Source organism: Gramella sp. AN32 (assembly GCF_023718305.1).
GTDB lineage: Bacteria > Bacteroidota > Bacteroidia > Flavobacteriales > Flavobacteriaceae > Christiangramia > Christiangramia antarctica.
In genome coordinates, this window is record NZ_QEYO01000002.1 from 53,536 (window position 1) to 72,775 (window position 19,240).

Here is a 19,240-nt window from a genome sequence, read left to right on the forward strand (position 1 = left end):
TCTTCGGAAAAAATGCCTGCTAATTTTCTAATTTTATTCAGAAGTAAATAAAAATATCATGAAAAGTAATTTCAGTAAGATCCTAGATAGTGAAATACCTGTTCTAATTGATTTTTATGCCGACTGGTGTGGGCCCTGTAAAATGCTCGCCCCAATTTTAAAAGAAGTCAAGGAGGAACTGGGAGAAAAAGTGAAAATTGTAAAGATCGATGTGGACAAAAATCAGGAATTAGCTTCCAAATATCAGGTTCGGGGCGTACCAACCATGATCCTTTTTAAAAAAGGAGAACAAAAGTGGAGACAATCCGGGGTTTTATCAAAAGAGGAGATTAAAAAGAAAATCTCCGCTTTACATTAACTAAAGGTCTTTTAATGCGGGAACTTTAAAATCGTTTTTCTTTTTCATTCCCCCAATACTTTAAATGCGGTAATCCAGACATGTGTATAAATTAATTTAGTTTACCTCCTTTTGCTGCCCACCAGGGATGTACCTCTACCACCAATCTTCCTGCTTTCACGGCGGGATCCATATTTGCCAGGCTATCTGCTTCTTTTTGAGTAGAAGTGTTGAAAACAACGATCCCTTTAATCTCCCCATTATCTCCCATAGGCCCGGTTAAACTGGTGTAGCCATCTTCATAAAGTTTCTGTAAATGAGCCATATGTTTCTCCTGAATACTTGCCGCTTCCAATGAATCCTGTCTTCTATTAGGACCTTCCTTCAGAAAAACCATATAATATTCCTGCATTAAATAGGTTGTATCACCTTCCTTATAACTAAAAGTATTATAACCTTCGTCTTTCAGTTTTTTCTCAACAGCAGCAATATCAATTTTCGGTTCTTTCAGTTTTTTAAGTGAATCTTTCCGTTCAACTTCTTTTGCGGCGGTTACTAATTCATTTTCTTTTTTTGGATATTTTCTTGGCGGGGGGACTTCTAGGCAAGAAGTCATCAAACCCACAAAAATTATAAGTATTAGAAGTTTTTTCATGATTTTATATTTTTATGGACCGCTTTATTAAATTAGAATTATAGTAGTCAGGATCGCCGGTAACTTCTTTCCCTAACCAATCAAACTTTTTAAAAGAATCATCCTCTTTCTTTAGTTCAATTTCAGCAATAGTAAGTCCTTTCAAATTTCCTAAAAATTCATCTACTTCATAAAACAGTTCTTCTAATGGTATGATATAACGATATTTTTCAATTGCACCTGGTTCACAAAGTTCCAACAGTTCTTTGGCATCTTCTACGGGAATTTCCTTTTCCCATTCAAACCTGGATAAGCCACTGGCACTGGATTTTCCTTTTATAGTAATAAATGCTTTATCGCCGGCAATACGAATCCTGGTCGTCCTTTCCGGATGCGTATTGAGGTAAGCCTGGACAAAATAGGTTTTTTTTACGGCCAGTTTTTTATAATCTTCGTTTTCTACCAGAAATTTTCTTTCAATCTCTATCATGGATGATTTCCTAACTCTTTGATGGTATCGCTTTCAATAGTTCCGCTTTTATAATCATTATTGGCCAGCCAAAGCATTGCTGAAGCTATAGCAGCGGGATGAATACTCTTATATTTCTTTAATTTTCCGAAAAGGAGATTATCAAAAACACCCATCACTTTTTTCCATGCACTTTCAAATGGCCGTTTTTCCTGTCTTTTTCCACCAATTAATGAAGGTTGAAGGATATAAGTATTTTTAATTTGTTGCTCCATCACCGCACCTTCCATTTCCCCTTTCACGCGATTATAAAAAAAAGTACTTTTTTGATCTGCTCCCAATGCCGAAATAACTAAAAAAGTATGGATCCCATTTAACTTACAAAGCTTAGCGGCAGTCGCCGGAATCCCAAAATCGACCTTTCTGTAAATTTCCTTATCCGGCGTTTTCTTTTGAGTACTCCCAATACAGCAATAAACCTCATCGGCTTTAAATAATTCTGAAAGGCTTTCCATTTCGAAAAGATCAATCAAATATTCTTCAATTTTTGGATGGCTTTTTTCAACTTTATGGCGATTAAAAAGCTTTACTTTTTGGTAGCGATCATCTTCCAGAAGTTTGTCCAGCAAAATTCCTCCGGTTAATCCGGTTGCTCCAAGAACGATCGCTGTTTTCTGACTCATTTTAGTTTCTAATCTTCCTATCAAAGATAAGTTTTAAGTTTCAAAAAGAGGAATACTCATTGTCCAGAATCTTTTCTAAATTGCTTAGGCCAGCCCAATTCCAAGTTTACTTAAATTTACCAGGTGGAAAATCTCCGAAAGATCATACATATCGATATGGATGCATTTTATGCTTCCGTAGAACAACTCGATAATCCAGAATTGAGGGGAAAACCTGTTGCCGTTGGTGGCAGTTCACAACGAGGTGTGGTAAGCGCGGCAAGTTATGAGGCGCGTAAATTTGGGGTGCGCAGCGCCATGAGTAGTGTGATGGCCAAGAGAAATTGTCCTGATCTTATTTTTGTAAAATCGAATTTTAAACGTTACCAGGAAGTTTCCGGGCAAATCCGGGAAATCTTTCACCAATATACAGATCTGGTGGAGCCACTTTCCCTGGACGAAGCTTATCTGGATGTTACTGAAAACAAGAAAGGAAACCCCAGTGCGACCTTAATCGCCAAAGAAATTCGGAATAAAATCAAAGAAAAAACCGGTTTGAACGCTTCCGCAGGAATTTCGATCAATAAATTTATCGCCAAGGTTGCCAGTGATATCAATAAACCTAACGGACAAAAAACGGTGCCACCGGAAGAGGTAATCGAATTTCTGGAAGATCTGGATATTCGAAAATTTTATGGCGTGGGAAAAGTAACCGCCGAAAAAATGTACCGTTTGGGAATTTTTTCAGGTAAAGATCTAAAAGAGAAATCTGAAGAATATCTCACCAAAAATTTTGGTAAAAGCGGGGGTTATTTTTATCATGTGGTACGCGGGATCCATCATAGCGAGGTAAAACCACACCGAATCAGAAAATCACTGGGTGCCGAAAGGACTTTCAATGAAAATATTTCTTCGGAAATTTTTATGCTGGAGCGTCTGGAAAATATTGCGGAAGAAATAGAGCGCAGATTAAAAAAAAGCGACGTGGCCGGAAAAACCGTAACCCTAAAAATAAAATACAGCGATTTCACCCTGCAAACCCGGAGTAAAACCATTGGTTATTTTATTGCCAGCAAGGAATTGATCCTTGAAATTGCCAAAGATCTGCTTTATCAGGAAAAGATGAAGAATTCGGTTAGGCTATTAGGGATTACGCTTTCAAACCTAAATACTGATAAAAACGAAGATAAAGAGGAGAAAAAGGAAATTTCAGTGCAACTGAAATTCAAGTTCTAATTTGAATTCTCTTCTTAAAACCTTAATTTTCTGCATGAATTTTTACGAGGAGATTTTAAAAGGGTGTATACTTTTCTTCACGATCGGGATATTACTGGAAATTATTACCGATTTTTATACCACTAGTTTCGTAGAAATAAGTATCGCAGACCTAGTCGAACTTTTAATTACAGGAGTTTTGGTTTCCATCTTTATAGTCCCACTTTCCTTTAGATGGAAAAAATATTATGAAAATAAAAAGCCGCAAAAATAAATTTGCGGCTTTTATGAAACTTTGATAATAAACTTCTTTATTCTATTTCAGAAACTCTTAGTGTATTTACCATTCCTTTTGCGGTAATAGGCATAGCGGCCAGGTTAATGGCAAAATCACCTGTTTCTACAAACTTGTATTTCTTAGCCATTTCATTGATATCTTCGATAGTTTCATCGGTACTCACAAATTTATCATAGAAAAATGCCTTTACACCCCAAAGCAGGCTTAACTGATTCAAAATTCTGTGGTTTGAAGTGAAAACGAGAATATGGGCTTCCGGTCTCCAGGCAGAAATTTGAAAAGCGGTATAGCCACTATTAGTAAGAGTGCAAATTGCTTTAGCTTTAATTTCATTGGCCATATGGGCTGCATGAAAACAAACCGCTTTGGTGATATACCTTTTTGTACGCACGTGTGGCGGTTCATGCGGAACTTTAATAAGTGGGGAATTTTCAACCGTTTGCAGGATCTGGGTCATTTTCTGAATAACCTGAACCGGATACTGTCCTACAGAAGTTTCACCACTTAACATCACCGCATCTGCGCCATCCATCACTGAATTTGCTACGTCATTCACCTCAGCTCTGGTGGGAGTTAGGCTGGTGATCATGGTTTCCATCATTTGTGTGGCAATAATTACCGGAATTCTCGCCTTTTTGGCTGTAAGCACAAGTTTCTTCTGAATAAGCGGTACTTCCTGAGCCGGAATCTCCACCCCAAGATCTCCACGGGCAACCATGAGTCCGTCGCAATAAGCTACAATTTTATCAATATTGGCAACCCCTTCAGGTTTCTCAATTTTGGCAATTATCGGTATTTTATATTTAGAATGTTGTTTAATAAGGTTTTGAAGTTCAATAAGGTCTTCCGCATGTCTAACAAAAGAAAGTGCCATCCAGTCTACTTCAATTTCACAGGCAAAAATCGCATCCTTTATATCCTTTTCAGTTAAAGCCGGGAGCGATATTTTTGTATTGGGGAGGTTTACACCTTTTTTGGATTTTAAAGGACCACCCTGAATTACTTTTGTTTTAACCTCATTCGTTTTATTGGTGCTTACCACCTCAAACATTAGTTTCCCATCATCGAGTAGAATTCTTTCCCCCGCCTTTACGTCCTGAGGGAAAGTATCGTAATTCATATACACTCTTTTGGAAGTCCCTTTGAAAGCTTCTCCCGTTACAAAAATGATCTCATCACCTTCGTGTACCACAACTTCTTCTTTCATCACCCCAACCCTTAGCTTAGGACCTTGTAAATCTCCAAGTATAGCAGCGTTAAAGCCTTCTTCTTCATTAAGTTCACGTATCATCTTCACGCGTTCTTTTACATCATCGTAATTAGCATGGGAAAAATTGACCCTAAAGACGTTAACACCCTCCTGAAGCATTCTTCTAAGGGTTTCTTTACTACTGGTAGCAGGGCCCAGCGTGGCAACTATTTTTGTCTTTTTGTTGGTTGGCATTTATTCGAAAATTAAGTTTTGTTTGGATTTTAATTCGTTAGCATCGAAGGCATAAGAAGCCTGTACTTGTGGAATCTGTCCAATTTTTGTTAGTATTTTTACGAACTCCTTTCTAGGTAATTCTTCACTTATTTTTAAAAAATAGTCAACTTTCTTGCGTTCAGGAATTAAATAAACTTGCTGAGGTCTTATTTCTTCCTCAGAAAATAATGACCCTGAACTAAGAATTTTTTTAGGTTCTCCCTTGAATTTATTTGCGACTAGATGAAGACTAAAGTAAGCGTTTGGTTCTTTATATGAATATAGAGCATATATCGCTTCATAGTTAGCATGATTAAAATCTATATCATGTTCTTCCCTTGTCAGTTTTACATTCAGAAATTTATTTAAGAGATAAGCCATTTTAAAACTCTCCATAGAAGAGTAAATCCCTATTAAATAAAATTCTTCGTCCTCAACTTCCAGCAACATCTTATGCGATTGCATAAACCCTTGACTTTAACGATAAAGATACTATTTGATTAGGAAAATGGCGATATTGAGGGTGTAAATTTATTAATTATCTACGAAAACGTTATAGTTTACGTTAAAAATTCATTTTTATTGAATTTTATTTTGAAGTACATAATAAGCCCTTTTGGAAGCTTTTTCCTCTGCTTTCTTTTTTGAAGTAGCCCTCGCTTTGGCTACCACCCTATTATTGATCCTCAACTTAACCGCGAAATGCTTGAGTTCATCATTGCCGGTATCTTCATATATTTCATAATCAAATTCCTTTTTTTCCTTTTGACACCATTCAATAAGCAAACTCTTATAACTTATTACTTTTCCTTCCAGTTGCTCGATATCCACATACGGATCTATCACCCTTTCATAAATAAATTTGCGGCAATATTTATATCCTTTATCAAGATAAATTGCGCCAATCAAAGCTTCAAAAAGATTCCCATGAATATTTACCCCAAATTGTTCCTTCGAAATATTGGTTTCTATATGATCTATCAAGTTAAGATCTTTTCCCAGTTCATTTAAATGCTTCCGGCTAACAACTTTTGAACGCATTTTGGTGAGATAACCTTCATTTCCACCTGGAACGGCTTTAAAAAGATGGGCTGCAACTACCGCGCTTAGCATGGCATCACCCAAAAATTCCAACCTTTCAAAATTTATGGCATGACCCTCTTTATCCTTTTTATTTAAAGATCGATGGGTAAAAGCTTTTTTATAATGTTGAATGTTTTTTGGTTTAAAACCCAGAATTGGACTTAGCACATTAAAAAAATTCCCGTCCTGATTAGAACGAGAATTTAGTATGTTTCGAATAACACTCATTAGCTATTCAGTAAATTTTTTGAAGATTACGCAGGCATTATGACCACCAAAACCAAACGTATTGCTCATCACCACGTTCACCTCTCTTTTCTGTGCTTTATTTAAAGTAAGATTAAGTTCAGGGTCGATATTTTCATCCTGATGTTCGTGATTAATGGTGGGGGGAACTATCCCATATTTTATAGATAAAATCGCAGCAATAGCTTCAATCGCACCGGCAGCACCTAATAGATGACCGGTCATTGATTTTGTTGAATTGATATTGATATTCTTGGCATGATCACCAAATACTTTTGAAATTGCTTTTAATTCCGCTACATCTCCTAAAGGAGTTGAGGTTCCGTGAGTATTTATGGCATCCACGTCTTCCGGCTTTAATTCAGCATTTTTTAAGCAATTCTTCATCACTGCAACTACACCATCCCCTTCAGGATGTGGAGCAGTCATGTGATAAGCATCTGAAGATAGTCCGCCACCAATAATTTCAGCGTAGATTTTGGCACCACGAGCTTTCGCATGCTCCAATTCTTCAAGTATTAGGGCACCGCTTCCTTCTCCAAGCACAAAACCATCCCGAGTTGCATCAAATGGCCTTGATGCTGTTTCCGGACTTTCATTTCTGGTTGATAGTGCATGCATGGCATTAAAGCCGCCCATTCCTGCAATGGTCACTGCAGCTTCAGAACCTCCTGAAACAATTACATCACAGAGGCCCAGTCGAATATTATTCAAGGCATCGATCATCGCATTCGCAGATGAAGCACAGGCTGAAACTGTGGTATAATTTGCCCCCATAAACCCGTGCTTGATGGAGATATTGCCCGGGGCAATATCTGCTATCATTTTGGGAATAAAAAATGGGTTGAATCTGGGAGAACCATCTCCTTCTGCAAAATTGATCACCTCATTCTGGAATGTTTCCAGACCACCGATCCCCGCCCCCCAGATAACACCAACACGGTATTTATCTACAGTTTCGAGATCGATCCCTGAATCCTCAATAGCTTCGTCTGCAGATACCATGGCATACTGAGCGAACCTATCAAGTTTCCTGGCTTCCTTTCGATCGAAATGATCGAGGGGATCAAAATTTTTGAGTTCACAGGCAAATTTAGTCTTGAACTTTTCAGTATTAAAATAAGTGATAGGAGCGCTACCACTTTTTCCCGAAATTAGTCCCTGCCAATATTCCTCAAGATTATTACCAATTGGGGTTAAGGCTCCAAGGCCCGTAACTACAACTCGCTTTAACTCCATATGGTGTGTTGATTTTTTTATTTCTTAGCGTCTTCTATATACGAAACTGCCTGACCTACTGTAGCGATATTCTCCGCCTGATCATCTGGGATCTGGATATCAAATTCCTTTTCAAATTCCATGATCAATTCTACAGTGTCTAGTGAATCCGCACCCAAGTCGTTAGTGAAGCTGGCTTCATTTACAACTTCGTTCTCGTCAACACCTAGTTTGTCCACGATGATAGCTTTTACTCTTGATGCAATGTCTGACATAATTTATTATTTTAATTTTGATTAGGTGGCAAAAATAAAAAACTTTATTTTAAAACCGATTTTTACTACAAAAATGTGGATGTAATTTACATAAAAATCATTTAAAGACTTTAATTTTACTTCCTAATAAATGTTAAGAGCTTTATTTTGAACATCCCAACTTTACAGCCAAAAAAGAAATTAGTGATATTTGCCTCGGGCTCGGGCACCAATGCTGAAAATATTATCAAATATTTTCAGCATTCAAATAAAGCAGAGGTGGTCGCATTACTTTCCAACAAAAGAACCGCCGGAGCTTTAAAGCGGGCACATGACCTGGGAGTGAAACCACTTTTATTTGATAAGGAAGCATTTTATAATTCGCATGATGTCCTTAACTTATTAAAGGACATGCAACCCGATCTTATCATTCTTGCCGGTTTTCTCTGGCTGTTGCCCCCTGGGATACTTCAGCAATTTTCAGGAAAGATCATTAATATACATCCGGCATTGCTACCTTCTTATGGTGGAAAAGGAATGTATGGCAGTAAAGTTCATGAAGCAGTTATCGAAAATGGAGAAAAAGAAAGCGGGATCACTATTCATTATGTAAATGAAAATTATGATGAAGGAAAAATCATTTTTCAGTCGGTAGTTCAAATAGATAAAAATGATACTGCGGAAAGTCTTGCTCATAAAATTCACGAACAGGAATACGAACATTTTCCAAAGGTTATTCAACAAATCATAGAAGAAAAATTATAGTGTCACAAGCGCAAGTGCATATTTATACCGATGGGGCCGCAAGAGGAAATCCCGGGCCCGGTGGATACGGAATTGTTATGGAATGGGTTGGTAAACCATATAAAAAAGAATTTTCAGAAGGATTTAAATTAACCACCAATAATCGTATGGAATTACTTGCGGTTATTAAGGCGCTAAAAAAATTAAAAAATCCTTTTACGGAAGTCCTGGTTTTTACAGATTCTAAATATGTAGTAGATGCTGTAACCAAAGGCTGGGTTTTTGGTTGGGAGAAAAAATCTTTCGTAAATCGTAAAAATGCCGATCTATGGATAGAGTTTCTAAAGATTTACCGAAAACATAAGGTCCAGTTCAAATGGATCAAAGGGCATAATGATCATGCACAAAATGAAAGATGTGACGCGCTTGCCGTTGCAGCTTCAAAACTTAAAAACTTACCTCCAGATAAAGGTTATAAACCTTAAAACAATATAGATTTACAGGTTTAGCGCTTGGAAAACAAACTGTATATTTGCAGCGTAATTTTAAAAATTGTTATGAGTAAATTATTGATCGTAGGAACCGTTGCTTTTGATGCTATCGAAACTCCATTTGGAAAAACAGATAAAATCCTTGGCGGTGCGGGTACTTACATCGGCCTTTCCGCTTCAAACTTTCATATAGACAGTGCAGTTGTTTCTGTTGTAGGTGATGATTTTCCGCAGGAATATCTTGATCTAATGCAGAACAATAATATTAATATTGAGGGGATCGAAATTGTAAAAGGCGGAAAAACTTTTTTCTGGAGCGGGAAATATCATAATGATCTAAACACACGGGATACCTTAGATACTCAGCTAAATGTACTGGCCGATTTCGATCCCGTTGTACCTGAAGAATTTAAAGATTCAGAATATGTGATGCTGGGGAACCTTCATCCTTTAGTACAGTTAAGTGTACTGGAGCAAGTTAAAAATCCTAAGCTGGTGGTTCTCGATACGATGAACTTTTGGATGGACCATACATTGAACGATCTTAAAAGAGTTATCTCAAAAGTTGATGTGATCGCCATTAATGACGAAGAAGCAAGGCAACTTTCCGGGGAATATTCCCTCGTAAAAGCGGCAAGGGAAATTTCCAAAATGGGACCGGCTTATGTAGTAATCAAAAAAGGGGAACACGGTGCATTATTATTCCATAAAAATGAGATCTTTTTTGCTCCGGCTTTACCATTAGAAGAAGTTTTTGATCCAACCGGTGCAGGAGATACCTTTGCAGGTGGCTTTATAGGTTATCTGGCAAAAACTGATGATATTTCTTTTGAAAACATGAAGAATGCTATTATTTATGGTTCGAATCTCGCCTCGTTTTGCGTTGAAAAGTTTGGAACCGAAAGGATGCAGAATTTAACTTCGGAAGAAATAAAGAAGCGGTTGGATGAATTTCAGAAGTTAACAAAATTTGAAACAAACCATATTTAAACCCATGCCCTGTAATTTCAGGGCTTTTTTTTTGACAAAACCCTAAAATCCTTTAGAGGAAAAATTATGAGTGACGCTTTAAAACACGAATGTGGGATTGCCTTAGTGAGGCTCCTAAAACCTCTGAATTATTATAAAGAAAAATACGGTTCAGCCTATTATGGGGTGAATAAAATGTATTTAATGATGGAAAAACAGCACAATCGCGGTCAGGATGGTGCAGGTTTTGCCAGTATAAAATTGAATACTGAAGCCGGGGAAAGATATATTAGCCGGATTCGTTCCAACCAGGCACAACCTATTCAGGATATTTTCGCCCAAATTAATGAAAGGATAAACGAAGAGATCCTTGAGCACCCTGAATATGCAGATGATACTGAATTACAGAAAAAATATATACCCTATTTAGGTGAGGTTTTTCTAGGTCACGTACGCTATGGCACTTTTGGAAAGAATAGTATAGAAAGTGTACACCCATTTCTTCGCCAGAATAACTGGATGCACAGAAACCTGATTGTTGCCGGTAATTTCAACATGACCAATGTAGACAAGTTGTTCAAAAATCTGGTAGATCTAGGCCAGCATCCAAAAGAACGAGCAGATACAGTCACGGTAATGGAAAAGATTGGGCACTTCTTAGATGATGAAGTGCGCAAACTTTATAAAAAACTGAAGCACCAGGGATATTCTAAGGTGGAGGCTTCCCCTCAAATTGCCGAAAAACTTAATGTTGCCAAAATACTTAGAAAATCCTCAAAAGATTGGGATGGCGGCTATGCCATGGCCGGAATGATTGGGCATGGTGATTCATTTGTGTTACGTGATCCTTCGGGAATAAGGCCCGCATATTATTATAAAGATGACGAAGTGGTGGTGGTTGCTTCAGAAAGACCGGTAATTCAAACCGTATTTAATGTTCAGTTTGAGGATGTACACGAATTACCTCCCGGGCATGCTATTATTACCAAGAAAAATGGAAAGACATCTATAGATGAGATTATCGAGCCTTTAGAAAGAAAAGCCTGCTCATTCGAAAGGATCTATTTTTCAAGGGGTAGTGATGCTGAAATCTATCAGGAAAGAAAAATGCTGGGTAGACTCTTGATGCCCGAAGTTTTAAAATCGATCGATCACGATACTCAAAAAACGGTATTTTCATTTATACCAAACACTGCGGAAACTTCCTTTTACGGAATGGTAGAGGCTGCCCAGGATGAATTGATCCGTCAGAAAAATGAGGCGATACTTGCTGAAAAAGAATCACTTACTAAAGAACGACTTAGCGAAATTCTTGCTTATCGTTTGCGCACAGAGAAAATAGCGATCAAAGATGTTAAGCTTCGAACATTTATTACTGAAGATAGTAGCAGGGATGATTTGGTTGCACACGTTTATGATATTACCTATGGGGTGGTTCAACCAGATGATAATCTGGTAATTATAGACGATAGTATCGTAAGGGGGACCACCTTAAAAAAGAGTATTATCAAAATGCTGGACAGGCTACATCCAAAAAAGATCGTGGTGGTTTCTTCCGCTCCACAAATTAGATATCCAGATTGCTATGGGATTGATATGGCCAGGCTTGAAGATCTTGTTGCTTTTAGGGCTGCTCTTGCCTTACTTCGAGAACATGATAATTATGAGCTTGTTGAAAAGGTCTATAATAAATGTAAGGATCAGGTGGAACTCCAGGATAAAGAAGTTCAGAATTTTGTGAAGGAAATTTACGAAGCGTTTAGCAATGAGCAAATTTCAGACAAAATCGCGGAGTTACTAAGTGATGAACACGTTGATGCTGAAGTAAAGGTGATCTATCAAACCGTTGAAAATCTTCATATTGCGTGTCCGAAAAATCTTGGGGACTGGTATTTTACCGGCGATTACCCAACTGTGGGAGGTAACAGGGTCGTAAATCGTGCTTTTATGAATTTTTTCGAGGGTAAAAAGGATAGAGCATACTAATTTTTAGCCTTTGGCCTAATATATACGTAGTTCATCTAATTTTCTTTGTGCCTATTATAAAACTATCTACATTTATACTTGCCATAACATAAGTAGGTTAAGTTCATGGTAGATTTGGGGCAAAAAAAGGTGGAATTCTATTCCGCCTTTTTTTATTTTTAGTCAATCCTTATTACTTATTACATTTTTATAAGCCTTCATTATAAATAGGTAGTTCAACTAATTTTTAGGTAGTACGTCTAAAAATATAAATTTATAGGAATCAACGACTTATATTTACTATACCATAGCATAAGTAGGTTAAGTTCATGGTAGATTTGGGGCAAAAAAAGGTGGAATTTATTCCGCCTTTTTTTATGGGAAGGATTTTAAACTGATAAAAGTAGAATAAAGAAAGGCCGCAAATTGCGGCCTTTCTTTATTCTATATAAATTAGAAAACTATTTTTCTTTAGCATATCTACTGGAAACTTCCTTCCAATCAATAACATTAAAAAATGCATCGATATACTCGGGACGTTTGTTTTGATATTTTAAATAATATGCATGTTCCCAAACATCCAATCCTAAAATTGGCTGGCCTCCACAACCGGTATCCGGCATTACCGGGTTGTCCTGGTTTGGAGTCGAACACACTTCAACTTTACCGCCGCTATGTACACATAACCATGCCCATCCGGAACCAAACTGTCCCGCGGCTGCCTTCGAGAATTCATCTTTAAAGGCTTCGAAAGATCCAAAAGCGCTGTCTATGGCTTCAGCAAGTTCACCTTCAGGCTTTCCACCTCCCTCAGGAGACATCACTTCCCAAAAAAGGCTATGATTATAAAAACCTCCACCGTTATTTCTAACAGCTTTATTAGACTTATCAAGGTTTTTCAAAATATTTTCAATATTCTTTCCTTCCATATCGGTACCTTCAATGGCATCATTTAATTTTTTGGTGTATCCGGCATGATGTTTATCATGATGAATTTCCATAGTTTTTGCGTCGATATGTGGTTCTAATGCATCAAATGCATATTTTAATTTTGGTACTTCAAAAGCCATAATTATCTGATTTTTTTGTTATTACTTCTTTAATTCTCTCAAATTTAGCTATTCATGTACGCACTGGAAATTATTTAGTGTTATAAAATACTTAAAAGCGTTTCCTTCAGAAACCCTATAAATATTATAACTTTAAAGAGAATTATCATTTTCGCAACTTCACAAAACCACTTACTTGAAAAATAAATTCAACATCTATAATGCATCAGCCGGATCAGGGAAAACCTATACGCTGGTTAAGGAGTATCTCAAGCTGTTGCTAAACTCAGATAAAAAGGATTATTATAAAAATATCCTTGCGATCACTTTTACCAATAAGGCAGTTGCCGAAATGAAAAGCAGGATTATTAAAAATCTTTCTGAATTCGCTAAGGCTGATGCTCAGTTTGAAAGCTCCCTTCTTGATGATCTTAAAAAGGAAACCGGAATTTCTTCCGAAGAAATTTGCCAAAAATCTTCTGAGATTTTAAAAAGTATCGTCCATAATTACGCGGCATTTGAAATTTCTACCATCGATGGTTTCACCCATCGTGTGTTACGAACCTTTGCGCGTGACCTGGGCATTCCCATGAATTTTGAAGTTGAACTTAATATTGATGATATACTTTCTGAAGCGGTAGATAGTTTGATCAATAAAGCTGGAAAAGATAAAGAACTGACTAAAATTCTTGTAGAGTATACTTTATCAAAGACCGATGATGATAAAAGCTGGGATATTAGCCGGGATCTTTTTGCAATTTCTAAACTACTCGTCAATGAAAATAACCAAAAAGCCCTGGCTTTATTAAAAGATAAAACGCTTGCTGATTTTGCTCAATTCAGAAAAAAACTTCGTCAGGAAATTAAATTTGCTCAAAACAGTTTGAAGGATTCTGCGGAATATTTTTTTAACCTTCTCGAAGAAAATAATATTGAAATAACTGATTTCAACGGCGGGAGCAGGGCTTATGTTCCAGGCTATTTTCAGAAGTTACTAAATGGAAGTCCGGTTGAGTCGTTTTCAGCAAAATGGGCTGTGGAAATTCATGAAAAGCCACTGTATCCTAAAAAGACCGCGGGATCTGCACAATTAACCCTGGATAGATTACAACCACAAATTGCCAGACTTTTTGAGGATACCAAAAAAGTATATTTTCAAACGGAATTCCTTAGCGAAATTGGGAAAAATATCGTTCAGCTTTCCCTGTTAAGTGAGATCAATCGCGAAATTGAAACCATTAAAAAAGATAAAAACCTGGTGCTTATTTCAGAATTTAATCCGAAGATAAGCGAACAGGTTAAAGACCAGCCCGCACCCTTTATCTATGAGCGGCTTGGCGAACGCTACAACCATTATTTTATTGACGAATTCCAGGATACCTCGATCATGCAGTGGGAAAATCTTATTCCGCTAATCTCGAATAAACTGGAATCGAGCGAACATTCCAGCCTTACCATCGTGGGCGACGCTAAACAAAGCATTTATCGTTGGCGTGGCGGTAGGGCGGAACAATTAATTGGGCTAAGCAAGGAAATCAATCCTTTTCAAATTGAGAAAAGCCTGGAAAATCTGGAAGATAATTACAGGAGCGGTAGCGAGGTGGTTAATTTCAATAACGAATTTTTTCAGTTTGCCTCCTCGGTACTCAGTTTTCCTGAATATGAAGAACTTTTTAAAGAGGCATTCCAAAATCCTAAAAATGGGGAATATGGTTTCGTACAGGTGCAATTTCTGGAAGCAAAAAATAAAGAAGAAGAATTTGAAATTCACCCGGAAACCGTTTTAAAGATCATTGAAGATCTTGATGCCAAAGGTTTTTCCCGGAATGATATCTGTATCCTTACCCGCCGAAAAAAAGAAGGCTACGCGATCGCAGAATATTTGAGCGAGCATGATATAAAGGTGATGTCATCAGAAAGTTTGTTACTGACCAGATCTGAAAAAGTAAAATTCATTGCACATATTCTCGAGTTTTCCCTCAATCCTGAAAACAAGTCGCTAAAATTAGAAATTTTAGGATTTTTAGCTGAAAATCATTTTCCGGCGACCGATTATCATCACGTCATTTCAAAACATATTGATGATGATACTGAAAAATTTTCAGCCTGGCTGAAGCTCTTTAAGGTTGAGTTTGAAATGGAAAAAGTAAAGCAGTTATCGCTTTATGAATCGGTTGAATATATAATTCGCTCCTTTAAACTTGTGCAGCAATCTGATGCGTATATCCAGTTTTTCCTGGATTTTGTTTTTGAAACCGCGCAAAAAGGTGCCAACAGTTTAAATGAGTTCATAGAGAAATGGCATCAAAAAAAGGAAAAGCTAAGCATTGTTGTGCCTGAAGCTGAAGATGCCGTCAAGATCATGACCATTCATACTTCCAAAGGTTTGGAATTTCCTATAGTGATCTTTCCCTTTGCAGAATCTGATCTTCAGGATACCAGAAATGATTCGTTATGGATCGAAACCGGATTTCAGGAAATGCCCGTGGCCTATGTGAACGCTTCTAAAAAGATGTTGAACTGGAATTTGCCGGCTAAAGAAACTTTTGAAGATCTCCTTCAGAAAAATGAACTGGATACATTGAATGTTTTATATGTTGCCTGCACCCGTGCCGCGGAACAGCTTTATTTGCTTAGCAGTTATAACGAAAAACCTAAAAGCAGTGCCTGTATCTCAAATTTGCTGAAAGATTATGTCGCTTCAAAACAGAGTGAAAATGAGCAACGAATCTATGAATTTGGTGAAATATCAAGCATACCAAAAACTGAGGAATCTTTAAGTCTGAGCATACAGCCTTCTGAATTCTATTCTTCCCCAACTGAAAATGAGGCGGTGCATATCGTTACGAAATCAGGATCACTTTGGGATAGCAGGCAACAGGAAGCTATCGAAAAGGGAAAGATCACCCATGAAATAATGTCGAAGATCAATAGCGCATCAGACAGATTTAAGGCAATTGAATGGGCGGTAAATTCCGGACTTCTAAAAGAAAGGGACAGAGATTCAATTTCATCTAATATTGAAAAAATCCTGGAGCATCCGGAGCTTAAAGAATACTTTCAGCAAAATGTGATCAATTATAACGAAAAGGAAATATTGACCGCTTCAGGCAAAAGGCTCCGCCCGGATAGGATTAATTTAGCCGGAAAATCGATTACGATCATTGATTATAAAACCGGGGGCTTTGTGGATACTCATGAAAGGCAAATTTTGAATTACGCTTCGGTTTTGCGGGAAATGGAATATAAGGTAGATAAATGTTTGCTCGTTTATACCAATAATAATATTATGGTAAAAAATGTAAAAGAAATTTAATTTTGCATTGACTATATAACTAAAAAAAATACCAAAAATATGTACGGAAAGATCAGGGAACATCTGGCAAATGAAATTGAAGAAATTAAGGAAGCCGGGCTTTACAAAAAAGAACGGATCATTACTTCCCCGCAGGATGCGGTCATTAAAATCTCCACAGGAGAGGAAGTCATTAATTTTTGTGCAAATAATTATTTAGGACTTTCTTCTCATCCGCAAGTAGTGCAGGCTGCAAAAGACACACTGGATTCTCATGGTTTTGGAATGTCCAGCGTTCGGTTTATTTGCGGTACCCAGGATATTCATAAAGAACTTGAACAAAAAATCGCTGATTTCTACGGTACAGAAGATACCATATTATATGCAGCGGCTTTTGATGCCAACGGCGGAATTTTTGAACCATTGCTAACTGCAGAAGACGCTATCATATCAGATTCATTAAATCACGCTTCGATTATTGACGGGGTACGGCTTTGTAAAGCTGCGCGATATCGCTATGCCAATGGGGATATGCAGGATTTGGAAAAGCAATTGATTGATGCCAGTGAAAAAGGTGCCAGGTTCAAACTTATTGTTACCGATGGCGTTTTTTCCATGGATGGTTTGGTGGCCCCATTAGACAAAATTTGTGATTTAGCAGATAAATATGATGCGATGGTGATGATCGATGAATGCCATGCTACAGGATTTATTGGCGAACAGGGTATTGGAACGCTGGAAGAAAAGAATGTCCTGGATCGCATCGATATTATCACAGGAACTTTGGGAAAAGCGCTTGGTGGTGCCATGGGCGGTTATACCACGGCTAAAAAAGAAATTATTGAGATCCTGAGACAACGATCAAGACCTTACCTGTTTTCCAACAGTTTGGCCCCGGCAATTGTGGGTGCGTCAATTAAGGTCTTTGACATGTTAAAGAACGACGATTCTTTACGCAAAAAGTTAAAGGAAAATACGGCCTACTTTAAGGAAGGAATTAAAAATGCCGGTTTTGAAATCATCGATGGAGAGGCAGCAATTGTTCCGGTAATGCTTCATGACGCAAAGCTATCTCAGGACATGGCCGATAAATTATTGAAAGAAGGAATTTATGTAATAGGCTTCTTCTACCCTGTGGTCCCAAAGGGAAAAGCAAGGATACGGGTGCAGTTATCGGCTGCCCATACGAAACAACATTTAGACCAGGCAATTGCAGCATTTACTAAAGTGGGTAAAGAGTTGGGAGTTATTTAACAGGTTCAAAATTGCCATTTTTTAAACTTATAAATGTGCCTGAAAAGCACCAAATTAAGCCCTTGAAAGCCCTATATATAGCGCACTAATTAAGAAAACTTTATTAAATTTGACTTTGTTAATATGCATTAAGCGCATACTTTTGTTCACAATTAACACTTAAAACTAAACTATTGAATATGAAACATCTTAGCAAAATTGTATTAGCCACATTATTGGTGTTCGGCTTTACTTCGGTTAAGGCTCAGGACGCTAATAACCCTTGGGGTATTGGTGTGGGAGTTAATGCCGTTGATTTTTTTCCTACGGGTAATGACTCTCCTCTTGGTGGATATTTTGACGAATATTTTAATTCAGGAGATCACTGGAACGTACTACCTGCACTTTCAAAAATAAGTGTATCCAGATATATTGGAGCTGGATTAGTTGCAGAACTTGGGGGTACTATCAACCAAATCGACAAATATGGAGATAGAAGTATTTCTGATCTTTCTTATTATTCAGTTGATGGATCTCTTGACTATAGTTTAAGAGCTATGTTAAACGGTGGATGGATTGACCCCGTAATTGGTGTTGGTGGATCTTACGTTTGGATAGGTGATGGTGATGATGAGGATTTCGAAAACTTTAGCCAACCAACATTAAACGGTAAATTAGGCCTTAACTTCTGGTTTTCAGATAATATAGCATTAACTCTAGAGTCTCGTTATAAGCATGCATTTGATGCTGAAGGAGCCAGACATTTCCAACATGCCGCTGGTATTAAATTTATTTTCGGTGGTGCTGATACAGACGGGGATGGTATTTATGATAAAGATGACGAATGTCCAGAAGTAGCGGGTCTTCCAGAATTTAATGGATGTCCTGATACTGATGGTGACGGAATCGAAGATCGTCAGGATGCATGTCCTAACGAAGCTGGTTTAGCTGAATTCGATGGTTGCCCTGATACTGATGGTGACGGTATTGCTGATCCTGATGATGAGTGTCCTGAAGTTGCTGGTACTGCCGAGATGAACGGTTGTCCAGATGCTGATGGTGACGGAGTAAAAGATAGCGAAGATGACTGTCCAGATGAAGCAGGTCCTGCTGAAAATAACGGTTGTCCTTTCGAAGATAAAGACGGTGACGGTGTATTAGATAAAGATGATGAATGTCCTGAAGTTGCTGGAACAGCTGCTAATAATGGATGTCCAGAGCCAACTGTTGAAGTTGTAAACGAACTTAATGAGTATTCTAAAACGGTATTGTTTGATCTTAATAAAGCAACTATAAGACCAGAATCTGAAGAAGCTCTTGAAAGCATCCATGATATCATGCACGAATATTCTAACACTATTTTCCACATTGAAGGTCATACAGACAGTCAGGGAAGTGATGAGTATAACTTGAAGTTATCTAAAGAACGTGCTGCTTCTGTAAGAGAGTGGTTGGTAAACAACGGTATTCCTGCAAACAGATTGACTTCTGAAGGTTACGGTGAATCTCAACCAATCGCGTCTAACAGTACTTCAAAAGGTCGTCAGGAAAACAGACGTGTTGAAATTTCTTTAGATAAAGACAAAGAGATGAAAAACACTAATAACTAGTTT

The 19,240-nt window shown here is 37.6% G+C and carries 19 protein-coding genes and 1 pseudogene; 11 read left to right on the forward strand and 9 right to left on the reverse strand.

What is annotated here, in order from left to right:
• Positions 1-58: 58 nt before the first annotated feature.
• The gene (gene trxA, locus DHD80_RS02705) at positions 59-358 is read left to right on the forward strand and encodes a thioredoxin (protein WP_251739423.1); all 300 of its coding nucleotides are present in this window, start codon (positions 59-61) and stop codon (positions 356-358) included.
• A gap of 91 nt (positions 359-449) precedes the next feature.
• Here trxA and DHD80_RS02710 read toward each other — a convergent pair whose 3' ends face one another.
• From DHD80_RS02710 to DHD80_RS02720, 3 genes are read right to left on the reverse strand one after another with little or no spacing between them, the layout of a single operon-like run.
• Positions 450-992 carry a YciI family protein gene (locus DHD80_RS02710; RefSeq protein ID WP_251739425.1) on the reverse strand — a complete coding sequence of 181 codons (543 nt, stop codon included), beginning with the start codon at positions 990-992 and terminating at the stop codon, positions 450-452.
• Between the two features lie 4 nt (positions 993-996).
• Positions 997-1,461 (reverse strand): CYTH domain-containing protein, encoded by a 465-nt coding sequence (locus DHD80_RS02715; RefSeq protein ID WP_251739427.1) that lies wholly within the window; start codon positions 1,459-1,461, stop codon positions 997-999.
• Positions 1,458-2,147 (reverse strand): NAD(P)H-binding protein, encoded by a 690-nt coding sequence (locus DHD80_RS02720; protein WP_347709950.1) that lies wholly within the window; start codon positions 2,145-2,147, stop codon positions 1,458-1,460. Before DHD80_RS02720 ends, DHD80_RS02715 begins: the two co-directional genes overlap by 4 nt.
• Positions 2,148-2,246: 99 nt before the next feature.
• On the opposite strand from DHD80_RS02720, the gene dinB reads away from it, so the two are divergent.
• Both dinB and DHD80_RS02730 read left to right on the forward strand, forming a co-directional pair.
• The gene (gene dinB, locus DHD80_RS02725; RefSeq protein WP_347709951.1) at positions 2,247-3,338 is read left to right on the forward strand and encodes a DNA polymerase IV; all 1,092 of its coding nucleotides are present in this window, start codon (positions 2,247-2,249) and stop codon (positions 3,336-3,338) included.
• Positions 3,339-3,372: 34 nt separating this feature from the next.
• Positions 3,373-3,591: a hypothetical protein gene (locus tag DHD80_RS02730; protein ID WP_251739429.1), complete on the forward strand. Its 219-nt coding sequence runs from the start codon at positions 3,373-3,375 to the stop codon at positions 3,589-3,591.
• A 37-nt stretch (positions 3,592-3,628) separates the two neighbouring features.
• Here DHD80_RS02730 and pyk read toward each other — a convergent pair whose 3' ends face one another.
• The 5 genes from pyk to DHD80_RS02755 form a co-directional block, all read right to left on the reverse strand.
• Entirely contained in the window at positions 3,629-5,059 is a 1,431-nt protein-coding gene (pyk, locus tag DHD80_RS02735) for a pyruvate kinase (protein WP_251739431.1), read from the reverse strand.
• The gene (locus DHD80_RS02740) at positions 5,060-5,530 is read right to left on the reverse strand and encodes an IPExxxVDY family protein (protein WP_251739433.1); all 471 of its coding nucleotides are present in this window, start codon (positions 5,528-5,530) and stop codon (positions 5,060-5,062) included. It lies immediately after the preceding gene.
• 129 nt (positions 5,531-5,659) lie between these two features.
• Positions 5,660-6,391, reverse strand: a complete 732-nt coding sequence (gene rnc, locus DHD80_RS02745; RefSeq protein ID WP_251739435.1) for a ribonuclease III — start codon at positions 6,389-6,391, stop codon at positions 5,660-5,662.
• Positions 6,392-6,394: 3 nt separating this feature from the next.
• Positions 6,395-7,648: a beta-ketoacyl-ACP synthase II gene (gene fabF, locus DHD80_RS02750; RefSeq protein ID WP_251739437.1), complete on the reverse strand. Its 1,254-nt coding sequence runs from the start codon at positions 7,646-7,648 to the stop codon at positions 6,395-6,397.
• 17 nt (positions 7,649-7,665) lie between these two features.
• Positions 7,666-7,902, reverse strand: a complete 237-nt coding sequence (locus DHD80_RS02755; protein ID WP_011711223.1) for an acyl carrier protein — start codon at positions 7,900-7,902, stop codon at positions 7,666-7,668.
• Positions 7,903-8,085: 183 nt separating this feature from the next.
• Between DHD80_RS02755 and purN the strand changes: the two genes are divergently transcribed.
• The 4 genes from purN to DHD80_RS02775 all read left to right on the forward strand — a co-directional run bounded on the left by purN (position 8,086) and on the right by DHD80_RS02775 (position 12,071).
• Complete coding sequence (purN, locus tag DHD80_RS02760; protein ID WP_251739439.1) at positions 8,086-8,646, forward strand: phosphoribosylglycinamide formyltransferase; 561 nt, start codon at positions 8,086-8,088, stop codon at positions 8,644-8,646.
• Positions 8,646-9,110, forward strand: coding sequence for a ribonuclease HI (gene rnhA / locus DHD80_RS02765; RefSeq protein WP_251739440.1), 465 nt, complete (start codon positions 8,646-8,648; stop codon positions 9,108-9,110). Before purN ends, rnhA begins: the two co-directional genes overlap by 1 nt.
• A 72-nt stretch (positions 9,111-9,182) precedes the next feature.
• Complete coding sequence (locus tag DHD80_RS02770) at positions 9,183-10,106, forward strand: PfkB family carbohydrate kinase (RefSeq protein WP_251739441.1); 924 nt, start codon at positions 9,183-9,185, stop codon at positions 10,104-10,106.
• A 66-nt stretch (positions 10,107-10,172) separates the two neighbouring features.
• A complete protein-coding gene (locus DHD80_RS02775; RefSeq protein ID WP_251739442.1) occupies positions 10,173-12,071 on the forward strand; it encodes an amidophosphoribosyltransferase in 1,899 nt (632 codons plus the stop codon).
• 440 nt (positions 12,072-12,511) lie between these two features.
• On the opposite strand, the gene DHD80_RS02780 is transcribed toward DHD80_RS02775, so the two are convergent.
• Entirely contained in the window at positions 12,512-13,120 is a 609-nt protein-coding gene (locus DHD80_RS02780) for a superoxide dismutase (protein WP_251739443.1), read from the reverse strand.
• 163 nt (positions 13,121-13,283) lie between these two features.
• Between DHD80_RS02780 and DHD80_RS19870 the strand changes: the two are divergent.
• The 4 genes and pseudogenes from DHD80_RS19870 to DHD80_RS02795 form a co-directional block, all read left to right on the forward strand.
• Positions 13,284-14,621: pseudogene (locus tag DHD80_RS19870) on the forward strand (UvrD-helicase domain-containing protein); the annotation flags it as partial.
• Positions 14,622-14,669: 48 nt separating this feature from the next.
• Positions 14,670-16,415 (forward strand): 3'-5' exonuclease, encoded by a 1,746-nt coding sequence (locus DHD80_RS19875; protein WP_347709955.1) that lies wholly within the window; start codon positions 14,670-14,672, stop codon positions 16,413-16,415.
• A gap of 39 nt (positions 16,416-16,454) precedes the next feature.
• A complete protein-coding gene (gene kbl, locus DHD80_RS02790; RefSeq protein ID WP_251739445.1) occupies positions 16,455-17,648 on the forward strand; it encodes a glycine C-acetyltransferase in 1,194 nt (397 codons plus the stop codon).
• Positions 17,649-17,827: 179 nt separating this feature from the next.
• Positions 17,828-19,237, forward strand: coding sequence for an OmpA family protein (locus tag DHD80_RS02795; RefSeq protein ID WP_251739446.1), 1,410 nt, complete (start codon positions 17,828-17,830; stop codon positions 19,235-19,237).
• Positions 19,238-19,240 lie beyond the last annotated feature (3 nt).